Source organism: Streptomyces sp. T39, from assembly GCF_008042045.1.
Taxonomy (GTDB): Bacteria; Actinomycetota; Actinomycetes; order Streptomycetales; family Streptomycetaceae; genus Streptomyces.
On record NZ_RDBP01000010.1, the window covers coordinates 14,540 to 27,624 of the forward strand.

General features: G+C 70.4%; 3 protein-coding genes and 1 pseudogene. All 4 read left to right on the top strand.

Going from position 1 to position 13,085, the window contains the following annotated elements:
- The first annotated feature begins 29 nt into the window (after nt 1–29).
- Nucleotides 30–6,950: an RHS repeat-associated core domain-containing protein gene (locus EAO77_RS00790; RefSeq protein WP_261993750.1), complete on the top strand. Its 6,921-nt coding sequence runs from the start codon at nt 30–32 to the stop codon at nt 6,948–6,950.
- Nucleotides 6,947–7,432, top strand: a complete 486-nt coding sequence (locus EAO77_RS00795; protein ID WP_147986214.1) for a hypothetical protein — start codon at nt 6,947–6,949, stop codon at nt 7,430–7,432. Before EAO77_RS00790 ends, EAO77_RS00795 begins: the two co-directional genes overlap by 4 nt.
- Before the next feature lie 179 nt (nt 7,433–7,611).
- Nucleotides 7,612–9,174, top strand: a complete 1,563-nt coding sequence (locus EAO77_RS00800) for an FG-GAP and VCBS repeat-containing protein (protein ID WP_147986215.1) — start codon at nt 7,612–7,614, stop codon at nt 9,172–9,174.
- 157 nt (nt 9,175–9,331) lie between these two features.
- Nucleotides 9,332–13,085: pseudogene (locus tag EAO77_RS39670) on the top strand (SpvB/TcaC N-terminal domain-containing protein); the annotation flags it as partial.

Sequence of the window (13,085 nt, forward strand, 5' to 3'; positions counted from 1 at the left end):
CCCCCGTCGACCCTTCGGAGAACCCCCAGATGTCACCCACCAGCCGGTTGCGGAACCGGCGCCTGCCCGGACGGTTGCTCGCAGCGACCGCGCTGGGCGTGATCATCGCCATGACCGGCAGCACGGTGCAGGCCGTGCCGCTCCAGGAGGAGGGGCGGGGGCTGCCCGGCGTCCAGGACGTCGCCGACCCCGTCAAGGGCCGGGCCACAGAGGCGAAGCCCCGTCCCGCCGACCCCTCGCGCAAGGCGGCCGTGAAGCGGCTGGACGCGGCGGCCTGGCCCGCCGGCGGAAGCGCGAAGCTCACCGTCGGACCCGTCACGTCCGCATCCGGCGTGCCGAAGGAGACCACGGTCGGCGGGCTGCCGGTCGCGGTCACCGCGGCACCCGCCCCGAAGGCCAGGTCCACCGCGGCCGCCGCCCGCGCCGGGGCGGGGCCCTCGGCCGTCACGGTCGACGTGCTGTCCGACGAGAGGGCGGCCGGACTGGACGCCGGCGCGGTCCTGCGGGTCGTGCGGGCCGACGGCCGGTCGAAGGACGCCAAGGTCCGCCTGACCGTGGACTACTCGGCGTTCGAGGAGGCGTACGGCGGCTCCTACGGCGCACGTCTGCGCCTGGTGCGGCTGCCCGCCTGCGCCGCCGTCGCCGAGCCCGGCAGCACTGCCTGCCCCGAGCTGGCCCGGCCGCTGGCGACGGTCAACGACCCGGTCGCGAACACGGCGACGGCGGAGGTCCTGGCATCCGCCGCGGACCAGGGCGGCCCGTCGACGATGGCCGTGCAGGGTGCGTCCCTCGTGGCGCTCGCGGCCGGCGCCTCCTCGTCGCAGGGCACCTACGGCGCCACCCCGCTCTCGCCCTCGGCGAGCTGGAGCGTGGCGCAGTCGACCGGCGGCTTCTCGTGGTCCTATCCGCTGCGCACGGTCCCGACTCCCGGCGGACTGACGCCCACCGTCGGGCTCTCGTACAGTTCGCAGTCCGTCGACGGACGGACGTCGGCCACCAACAACCAGGGCTCCTGGGTCGGCGAGGGGTTCGGCTACGAGCCCGACTACATCGAACGCTCCTACGCATCGTGCGCCGACGACGGCCGCGACGGGTCCGCCGAGCAGTGCTGGGCGTTCGACAACGCCACGATCATGCTGAAGGGGCAGGCGTCCCAGATCGTCAAGGACGACGCCTCGGGCAAATGGAAGCTGTCGAGCTCCGACGGCTCCCGGGTCGAGAAGCTGACCGGCGCCACGAACGGCGACAACGACGGCGAGCACTGGAAGATCACCACGCCGGACGGCACCGAGTACTGGTTCGGCCGGAACCGTCTTCCCGGCTGGGCGTCGGGCAACGAGGAGACCGCATCCGTCTGGACGGCCCCCGTCTTCGGCGACGACTCCGGCGAACCCTGCTACAACGCGACGTTCACCGCCGCCCACTGCAAGCAGGCCTGGCGCTGGAACCTCGACTACGTCAAGGACCGGCACGGCAATGTGATCTCCCACTTCTACGCCAAGGAGGTCAACCACTACGCGCTCAACGGCAGGACGGACGTCAACGGCACCGCCTACGACCGCGCCGGCCATGTGAAGCGCATCGACTACGGACAGCGTGACGGCCAGGTCTACGCGGCGAAGGCACCGGCCCGCGTGGTCTTCGACGTGGCCGAGCGCTGCCTGCCCGACGACTCCTTCGACTGCGCCGAGTCCAAGCGCACCGCGTCCAACGCGGCCCGCTGGCCGGACGTGCCGGTCGACCAGGAGTGCAAGGCGTCCACCAAGTGCGGCAGTGCCCAGATCGCGCCGAGCTTCTTCACCACGAAGCGCCTCACGGCCGTCGTCACCCAGATGCGCAAGGACGCCACCTCCTACCAGGACGTGGACGCCTGGAAGTTCACCCACTCCTTCCTGGACAACGGCGACGACTCGACGTCGCTGTGGCTGTCGAAGATCGGCCACGAGGGCAGGGCCGGCGGCACGGCGACCCTCCCCACGCTCGACCTCTACGGCATGCAGCACGCCAACCGGGTCGACGCGGTCGGTGACAACATCGCCCCCTTCCACCGCTTCCGGCTCGCCACCGTCGTCAGCGAGACGGGTGCCCAGCTGGACGTCAACTACGCGCCGACCCAGTGCACCGTGGCGACCCTGCCCGAGCCGGGCGAGTCGACGAAGCGCTGCTACCCGGTCAAATGGGCCGCCCCCGGCACCATCGAGCCGATCGACGACTGGTTCCACAAGTACGTGGTCGCGGAGATCGTGGAGACCGACCGCACGGGCGGCGGCGACAAGATGGTGACCCGCTACGCCTACGAGGGCGATGCCGGCTGGCGCCACGCCAAGCCCGACGGCATCACCCCGGAGAAGTTCCTGACCTGGGGCGACTGGCAGGGCTACCGGAAGGTCAGGGTCACCAGCGGCTCCGAGGACGTCCAGCGGACGAGGGTCGACTACACCTACTTCCAGGGCCTGCACGGCGACAGGAAGCCGGGCGGCGGCACGCGTTCCGTGCAGCTGACGGACTCGGCCGGCGGCACCTACACCGACGACGAGGACTTCGTCGGCTTCGAACTCGAGGCACAGACGTACAACAGCGGCACGGTGGCCGCCAAGGTGATCACCACGCCGTGGAAGCACCGTACGGCCACCCAGACCAAGGACTGGGGAACCACCCACGCGACGCTGGTCAAGCCGGAGACCACGCACGGCTGGACGGCACTCGCCTCCGGCGGCTGGCGCGAGACGAAGACCCGTACCGCCTACGACACGGCGACCGGAACCGGCCGGGTCACCCAGGTCGAGGACTTCGGCCACGTCGTCCCCTCCACCGCCTCCGCCGCGGACAAGGCCGCGGCGGCCAAGGACGACACCTGCACCCGCACCTGGTACGCCGACAACACCACCGGCTCCGCCAACCTCCTCACGCTGGTGAAGCGCGTGGAGAAGGTGGCCGTGGGCTGCGCGGCCACGCCCGACCGCGCGAAGCAGGTGATCGCCGACGACCGGACCTTCTACGACGGCCTCGCCCACGGTGCGGCGCCCACCCGCGGCCTCGTCACCTCCACCGAGCGGCTCGCCTCGCACGACGGGACCACCGCCACCTACCAGGAGACCAGCCGGAACACCTACGACGGCTTCGGCCGGGTCCTGACCACCACCACCCCCGCGTCCGGCAAGACCACGAGCGTCTACACCGAGACCAACGGCCTCACCACGTCCGTCAAGGGCACCAACGCCCTCAACCACGTCGTGATCACCGACTACGCGCCCGCCTGGGGGCAGAGCCGCGGCCAGACGGACCCGAACGGCAAGCGCACCGACCTGGAGTTCGACGGCCTCGGCCGGGTGACCGCGGTCTGGCTCCAGGACCGCGTGAAGGCCACGCAGACCCCCAGCTCGAAGCACTCCTACCTGGTCCGCAAGGACGCCCCGCTCGCGATCAAGTCCGAGAAGATCGAGAACGGCGGCTCGTACGGGGTGGAGTACACCCTCTACGACAGCCTGATCAGGGTGCGCCAGAAGCAGGCCGAGGGGCCGGGCGGCACCCGGCTGATGGCGGACACGTTCTACGACAGCCGCGGCAACCTGAAGACGTCCTACGAGACGTACACCGCGACCGGGGACCCGTCCGACCAGCTGCTCACGGTGCGCAACGGCGAGGCCGGGGCGCAGACGCACTACGAGTACGACGACATGGGCCGCACCACGGCCGAGGTGTTCGCCGTCTCCGGTGTCGAGCAGTGGCGCACGACCACCCGCTACGACGGTGACCGCAGCCATGTCACCGCGCCCAAGGGCGGCCTCGCCTCGACGTCCATCACGGACGCCGAGGGCAGGCTCACCGAACTGCGGCAGTACGCCGGGAACGTGCCGGTGCTGTCGGGCCCCGGCGTCTACACGGCGACGACCTACGCCTACACGCCGGCCGGCGGTCTGGAGAAGGTGACGGACTCGGCGGGCAACACCTGGACGGCCGAGTACGACCAGCGGGGCCGCAAGATCCGCACCGTCGACCCCGACGCGGGTGCGGCCACCATGGCGTACGACGCGGCGGACCGCATGGTCTCCACCACCCACGAGGCCACCAAGGAGACCGTGTCGACGACGTACGACGCGATCGGCCGCACCACCATCACCTACGACGGGCCCGTCTCCGCCGGCAGGAAGCTCACCGAACAGCGCTACGACCGTGCCGGGATGCTCGGCCAGCCGTACGCGTCGCTGCGCTACACCGGCGCGACCGAGTACTTCGCCTCGGTGATCCAGACCGCGGACGACTTCTACCGGCCCACCAAGACGAACTACATGGTCCCCGCGTCGCAGGGTGCGCTGTCCGGGACGTACACCTTCACCTCGGTCTACAACCGGGACGGCACGCCGCAGAGCACCGGTATGCCCGCGGCAGGCGGCCTCGCCGGCGAGGTGCTGGCCTACGACTACGACGAGATGCAGCGTCCGGTCTCGATGAAGGGGACCGACACCTACATCACCAACTCCGTCTGGTCGCCCACCAGCCAGCTGCTCCAGATGGAGATGAGCACGGGCGGCAAGAAGGTCGCCCAGACCTTCGACTACGAGACGGGCACCAAGCGGCTCACCCGCTCCGTCGTCGACGTCATCGGGTCGACCACCGGCCCGGCGAAGGAGGCCTCCTACTCCTACGACCAGGCGGGCAACGTCCTCGCCGTCTCGGACGTCGCCGTTCCGGCCCAGCCGGACGTGCAGTGCTTCCGCTACGACGGGAACCGGCGCCTGTCCGAGGCGTGGACCCCCGCCGCCGACGCGGCCGCGGCCCAGGGCTCGGGCACCGAGGCGACGACCGCCCCCGTCGACGGGACCGTGCCGTCGGCCTGCGCCGCCGACCCGGGCAGCAAGGCGCTCGGCGGACCCGCACCGTACTGGAAGTCCTTCCGCACCGACGCCATCGGCAACCGGACCCAGGACGTCACCCACGACCTCGGCCTCGACCCCGCCAAGGCCGTCACCCGCACCTTCGCCTACGGCGGGAACGGCGCCGGGCCGCATGCGGTGACCGGTGTCCTCACCGAGACCCCGACCGGCGACCGCGAGACGACCTACGGCTACGACGACGCGGGCCGGATGGACACCCGGACCGACGGCGGCGACACACACACCCTCGGCTGGGACAGCAACGGGAAGCTGACGAGGTTCACCTCGCCCGACGACCCGACGACCACCGACCGCAACGAGGCGTCCGAGACGACCTACCTCTACGACGCCGACGGATCGCGCGTCCAGCGCAAGGACGCCACCGGCACCACCGTCTACCTCCCCGGCATGGAACTGCACCTGCCGACCGGGAAGACCGTGGCGGAGGCGACCCGCTACTACACGTACGCGGACCAGACCGTCGCCGTCCGCACGGACGACAACACCGTCTCCTTCCTCGCCTCCGACCATCACGACACCGGCCAGCTCGCGATCCACGCGGTCACCGGTGCGGTGACGGCCCGCCGCTCGGACCCGTACGGCAACCCCCGCGGAACGCAGCCGGAGGAAGGGGCATGGCCCGGCACCAAGGGGTTCGTCGGCGGCACGGTCGACGAGAGCAGCGGCCTGGTCAATGTGGGTGCCCGTGAGTACGACCCCGTGCTCGGCAAGTTCATCTCGCCGGACCCGGTGATCGACTTCCTCAACCCCCAGCAGATGAACGCGTACGCCTACGCGAACAACTCGCCGGTCACCCTGTCCGACCCGAGCGGGCTGCTCTTCTGCATGGGCCTGATGTGCGGTGTCCTGCCGGACCTGGGGGACGACGACAAGGAGGTCGAGGAGGCGCAGCAGGACGTCAACACGGCGAAGTCCAACGTCAAGGCGGCCGACACCGGTGTGACGAAGGTGGCCGACGAGATCATCGTGCAGGTCAAGGACATCATCGGCGTCGACGCGCTGCAGGACTGCGCGTCCAACCCCAGTGTGGGCAAGTGCCTCAAGGCCGCCGCGGAGATCGCGATGAACTTCGTCGGCGGCGCGGTCCTCAAGGGCATCTTCAAGGCGAAGAGGATCGCCAAGGCGCTCGATCTGGTCCCCGACCTCTACCGGGCCATCACCAAGCTGGAGAAGGCCGAGGACAAGCTCGACAAGGCCGAGGAGAAGCTGGACAAGGCGAAGGACGCCGCGAAGGCCAGGAAAAAGAAGAAGAAGGACGACGACGAGGAGGAATGCGAGACACACAGCTTCCTGCCGGCGACCAGGGTCCTCCTGGCCGACGGCAGCACCAAGCCGATCGAGGACGTGCGGATCGGCGACACGGTGCTGTCCACCGACCCCGGCACGGGCAGGGAGACCGCCCGTGACGTCGTCGGCACCATCGTCACCGAGTCCGACAAGGACTTCGTCGACCTCACCGTGCGCAGCGCTGCCGGCAACGGCACCGACGCGCTGATCTCCACGGTCACCCACCCGTTCTGGGTGGAGTCCGAGCAGCGGTGGGTCGACGCGGGCGACCTCGTCCCGGGCATGGAGCTGAGCACCCCCTCCGACGACCGGGTGACGCTGGTCGCCACCCGTTCGTTCGAACAGCGCCAGCGCACCCACGACCTCACCGTCGAGGGCGTCCACGCCTACTACGTCGGCGCCGGGGACACCCCGCTCCTCGTCCACAACTGCCTGGTCACGGTGTACCACTACACCAACAAGTCCGGCTACAACGGCATCAGGGCGGGCAATCCCTACAAGATCAAGCCCGGTGACTCCAAGAACGGCGCGGGTCCCTTCTTCACCACCCGCAGTCCGGCGGACCTCACGGCCCCGGGTGCGTTCAAGAAGCTGGGCATCACCAATGAGAAGTCACAGTACGTGATGGAACTCCAGGTGCCGCAGAGCGCGCTCGTGCCGCTCAGGGGCGACCGCGGCAAGTTCATCTTCGCCATCCCGCAGGGAGTTACGGTGGCCAGAGCGCGGGTCAGATACTTCGGCCCCACCACGGGATGGAAGGCGCCATGATCACAGGCTGTGACACTGTTCTGCTGGCGCACGGGCCCGTCCCGGAGGCGATCGAGCGGTTCCTCGGCGTGTGGTCGCAGAGGTGGCCGCACCTCCGGATCGCCGTCGGGGACGAGGACACGGACGTGTTCTCGCCCTGGACCCCCGGGGCCACGGCGTGGGACGGGTCGACCGGCCGTCTCCTCGTCGCCCGCGACGAGGAGATGGTGGCGGGCTGGGACGAGACCGGATACGTGCTCGACGCGACGGGTGAGGGTCCCTTCTCCCTGGCGTACGAGCCCGCGGGCTGGCGATCGCTCAAGGCGCTGGCCCTCGAGGATCCCTACGTCCGCACGGGGTTCGGCTACGAGCCGTACGAGGTCACCCTCGTCGGATCGGGACTCCGGATGATCACCGTGGTCGCCCCGGACGAGGGGGAGTTCGGCCGGACCGTCGTCGACACGCTGACCGCGTGCCTCGACGGCGGACCGGACGGCGGCTGATCCACGGCGTGCCCGGTTCCGCAGGACCCAGCGTGTCCTGCGGAACCGGGCCCCAGGCCCTGCCCCGCGGGGCAGGGCCTGGCCTCACGAGTTGAGCAGCGGCGCCGCGAGAGAGGCGGCGCAGCTTTTTTTCGCACACCGCCGGCGATCCGGCCGGCGGCATCAGGGGAGGGATTCACATGAGCAGTCCGACGCGCCCGCGCACGCGGGCGACACGTCGACGGACCGCGCTGGCCGCGAGCGCGGTCGTCCTGGCCGTCTCCGCGCTCGGGCTCGCGCCCGGGGCGAGTGCGGCGGCCGCCGCGTGCTCCGGAGCCGAGTCCGACTTCAACGGCGACGGCATCCGCGACACCGCGATCGCCGACCCGGAGGCCACCGTCACCGGGCACGCCCGCGCCGGTCTCGTCCGCATCGTCTACGGCGGCGGCAAGGGCACCTACGAACTCAGCCAGGACTCGCCGAACGTCCCCGGCGGGGCCGAGGAGGGCGACCAGTACGGCTACGCCCTCGCGGTCTACGACGCGGACCTCGACGGGTGCGCCGACCTCGCGGTGGGCGCCCCGTACGAGGACATCTCCACCAACGCCGACGCCGGGGCCGTCCACATCGTCTACGGCTCCGCCGCGGGCCTCAACGGCGGCAAGGTCTCCAAGGAGCACCTCCAGGGGACGGGCACCACCATCGGCGGCGCCGCCGAGCCCGGCGACTGGCTCGGCTACGCGCTCGTCGCGGGCAAGACCTCGGCGGGCACGCCCTACCTCGTCGCCGGGGTTCCGGGCGAGTCGACCGGCCTCACATCGGCGGAGGACGCCGGCGGATTCGTCTACATCCACGGCACCGCGCAGACCGTCGTCGGCGTGATCAGCCAGGACGTGGAGATCGGGGGCGCAGTCCCCGGTGCCTCGGAGCCCGACGACCGGTTCGGCGCCTCGCTCGCTTCCACCCCGACGCACTTCGCCGTCGCCAGCCCCGGCGAGGCCGTCAACACGGCGTCGTTCGCCGGCGGCGTCGCCGTCTTCAGCCACACGCTTGTCTCGGGACACCCCAAGCCGCTCGTCGGCATGGCCCAGGACCAGGCGGCCATCGCGGGCGTCGAGGAGCCGGGCGACGGCTTCGGCACCGCGCTCGCGATGGTCCCGTACCGGCCCTCGGGCGCGACGTCGACCACCGAGGTCCTGCTCGCCATCGGCAGCCCCGGCGAGGACCTGAACACCACGGTGGACGCCGGAGCCGTCCAGATCTTCCGGATCAACGCGAGCGGCGGGTTCACCGAGACCATGTGGGTCGAGCAGAACACCGCGGACGTCGAGCAGGAGGGCGAGGCGGGCGACTTCTTCGGGCAGCGTCTCGCCGCCGTCAACACCTCCCCGAACACCACCACCACGGGGACCACGGCACGGCTCGCGATCGGTGTGCCCGGTGAGGAGTCGGCCGAGGAGCACCGCGAGAAGGGCGGCGTCCACATCGTCCCGATGGTCGGCGCCCCCGGCGCCTCCGACTCGTGGATCGACCCGGGCTGGGGCATCCCCGGCGAGCCCGCGCCGCTCCAGCTCGCCGGTCTGAGCCTCTCGGGGTCGACCGCCGGTCTGTACGTCGGCATGCCCTACGGCCCCGCGGCCGGCCACGCCGTCCACCTCTTCCCCTGGAACACCGCCAACGGCGGTGCCCCCAGCCAGACGTTCAAGCCCGGCGAGAACGGCATCCCCGCGGGCGACACCGCCTTCGGCGCCGCGGTCCGCTGACGGCACACGCGGCACCGCCGCGCCACCGAACGCACCCGGAGGGCGGGGGCCCGCGCCCCTGCCCACCGGGTGGAACAGCCGCGCGGGGGCCACGGACCTCTGGACCGTGGCCCCCGCGCACCACCCACCCTTCCTTATCGACGTGCGGAGACACGTGATGTCATTTCGAGGCCGGTTGCTGAACCGGCGGATACCAGGGCGGCTGCTCGCGGCCACCGCTCTGGGGGTGACGATCGCCCTGACCGGTTCCACCGTTCAGGCGATGCCGCTCACCCTGGAGGAGCAGGGCCGGGGTCGTCCCGGTGTGCAGGACTTCGGCGATCCGGTCGAGGGCCGGGACGCGAAGGCGGCGAAGCGCCCCTCGGACGCGGCGCGGAAGGCGGCCGTCACGGCGCTGGACAAGGCGGTCTGGCCGGGCGGCGGCAGCGCGGAGCTGGCTGTCGGCGCTGCGGGCAAGGAGAAGGTGGTCGGTGGTCTGCCGGTCACCGTCGGCTCCGTGCCCCTGACGTCAGCCCGTACCGGCCGTGCTGCCACCGGGGCAGCCTCATCTCCCGCTGAGGTGCGGGTGGATGTGCTGCCGTCGAAGCGGGCCGGTGAGCTGGGTGCCGGTGCGGTGCTGCGGGTGGAGCGCTCCGACGCGGGGGCGAAGGCGGCACCGGTCCGGCTGACGGTCGACTACTCCTCGTTCGCGGAGGGGTACGGCGGCTCGTATGCGTCGCGGCTGCACCTGGTGCAGTTGCCGGCGTGTGCGGCGGTCGCGGTGCCGGGCAGTACGGCGTGTCCGGAGCTGCCGAAGCCGTTGGCGACGGTGAACGATCCCGAGGACCGCACGGTGTCGGCGTCGGTGACTGAGGTGCGGGTGGATGTGCTGCCGTCGAAGCGGGCCGGTGAGCTGGGTGCCGGTGCGGTGCTGCGGGTGGAGCGCTCCGACGCGGGGGCGAAGGCGGCACCGGTCCGGCTGACGGTCGACTACTCCTCGTTCGCGGAGGGGTACGGCGGCTCGTATGCGTCGCGGCTGCACCTGGTGCAGTTGCCGGCGTGTGCGGCGGTCGCGGTGCCGGGCAGTACGGCGTGTCCGGAGCTGCCGAAGCCGTTGGCGACGGTGAACGATCCCGAGGACCGCACGGTGTCGGCGTCGGTGACGGCGGTGGCGGCGCAGGAGCCGGGTGCGTCGACGATGGCGGCCGAGGCGGCGCCGCTGGTGGCGCTGGCGGCGGGTCCGTCGTCGGGTCAGGGTTCCTACAAGGCGACGTCGTTGTCCCCGGCGTCGAGCTGGAGCGTCGCCAATTCCAGCGGCGGCTTCAGCTGGAACTATCCGATGCGGACGGTGCCGACGCCGGGTGGTCTCACGCCGACGGTGGGTCTGGGGTATTCGTCGCAGTCGGCGGACGGCCGGACGGCGGTGACGAACAATCAGGGGTCGTGGGTCGGTGAGGGCTTCTCCTACGACGCGGGGTTCATCGAGCGCCGTTACAAGCCGTGTGCGGATGAYGGTCATGCGACCTCGGGTGAGCAGTGCTGGGCGTTCGACAACGCGTCGATCATGCTCAACGGCACGTCGAGTGAGCTGATCAAGGACGACGACTCCGGGGCGTGGAAGTTCGCGTCGGACGACGGCACCAAGGTCGAGAAGCTGACGGGCGCATCGAATGGTGACGACAACGGTGAGCACTGGAAGGTCACSACSGCSGAYGGSACGCAGTACTGGTTCGGGCTGAACCGGCTGCCGGGCTTCACGGACGGCAAGGAGACCACGGGCTCCACGTGGACGGTGCCGGTTTTCGGTGACGATTCGGGTGAGCCGTGCTACAACGCGACGTTCACCAGTGCGCACTGCAAGCAGGCGTGGCGGTGGAGTCTGGATTATGTCAAGGACACGCACGGCAACGTGATGTCCTATTTCTATGCGCCGGAGACGAACCACTACGCGCTGAACGGCAAGACGGACGTCAACGGCACGGCGTATCACCGTGGTGGGTATCTGAAGCGGATCGACTACGGTCAGCGCGACGGTCAGGTGTATGCGGCGAAGGCTCCGGCGCGGGTGGTGTTCGACACCGCCGAGCGCTGCCTTCCCACGTCGGATTTCGATTGTGCGGAGTCGAAGCGGACGAAGGCGAATGCCTCCCGGTGGCCGGACACTCCGGTGGACCAGGAGTGCAAGGCCGACACCAAGTGCACGGTGGGTCAGACGTTCTGGACGACGAAGCGTCTGACGGGCATCACGACGCAGATGCGCAAGAGCGCGACCGAGTACCAGGACGTGGATGCGTGGACGTTCACGCATCTGTTCACGGACAACGGTGACGACTCGAAGACGCTGTGGCTGTCGAAGCTGGAGCACGAGGGCCGGGTGGGGACGGCGGCGAAGCTGCCGGCGCTGGAGCTGTTCGGTGAGCAGCTGGTCAACCGGGTGGATGCGATCGGTGACAACATCGCGCCGTTCCACCGCTACCGCCTCGCGGCCGTCGTCAGTGAGACGGGCTCGCAGCTCGATGTGAACTACGCGCCCACCGAGTGCACCACGTCGGCCCTCCCGAAGCCGGGTGAGTCGGTGAAGCGGTGTTATCCGGTGAAGTGGGCGCCGCCGGGGACGATCGAGCCGATCACGGACTGGTTCCACAAGTATGTGGTCGCGGAGATCGTGGAGACGGACCGCACCGGCGGTGGCGACTCCCTCGTCACGCGCTACGACTACAAGGGTGACGCGGCCTGGCGGAAGGCGAAGCCGGACGGGATCACCGAGGACAAGTACCTGACGTGGGGCGGCTGGCAGGGCTACGGCAAGGTCACCGTGACCTCCGGCAGCGCCGATGTGCAGTCCACCCGCATCGACTACACGTACCTGCAGGGCATGGACGGGGACAAGGACCCGGCCGGCGGCACCCGTTCCGTCAAGGTCAAGGACTCGACCGGTACGGAGTACACCGACGCGGAGGAGTTCACCGGCCACCAGCTGGAGGCCCAGACCTGGAACGGCGACAAGGTCGTCTCCAAGGTCATCGCCACCCCCTGGAAGGCCGTGACGGCCACCCAGACCCGCAGTTGGGGCACTGAGGTGCGGGTGGATGTGCTGCCGTCGAAGCGGGCCGGTGAGCTGGGTGCCGGTGCGGTGCTGCGGGTGGAGCGCTCCGACGCGGGGGCGAAGGCGGCACCGGTCCGGCTGACGGTCGACTACTCCTCGTTCGCGGAGGGGTACGGCGGCTCGTATGCGTCGCGGCTGCACCTGGTGCAGTTGCCGGCGTGTGCGGCGGTCGCGGTGCCGGGCAGTACGGCGTGTCCGGAGCTGCCGAAGCCGTTGGCGACGGTGAACGATCCCGAGGACCGCACGGTGTCGGCGTCGGTGACGGCGGCGGCGGCGCAGGAGCCGGGTGCGTCGACGATGGCGGCCGAGGCGGCGCCGCTGGTGGCGCTGGCGGCGGGTCCGTCGTCGGGTCAGGGTTCCTACAAGGCGACGTCGTTGTCCCCGGCGTCGAGCTGGAGCGTCGCCAATTCCAGCGGCGGCTTCAGCTGGAACTATCCGATGCGGACGGTGCCGACGCCGGGGGGTCTCACGCCGACGGTGGGTCTGGGGTATTCGTCGCAGTCGGCGGACGGCCGGACGGCGGTGACGAACAATCAGGGGTCGTGGGTCGGTGAGGGCTTCTCCTACGACGCGGGGTTCATCGAGCGCCGTTACAAGCCGTGTGCGGATGACGGTCATGCGACCTCGGGTGAGCAGTGCTGGGCGTTCGACAACGCGTCGATCATGCTCAACGGCACGTCGAGTGAGCTGATCAAGGACGACGACTCCGGGGCGTGGAAGTTCGCGTCGGACGACGGCACCAAGGTCGAGAAGCTGACGGGCGCATCGAATGGTGACGACAACGGTGAGCACTGGAAGGTCACCACGGCCGATGGCACGCAGTACT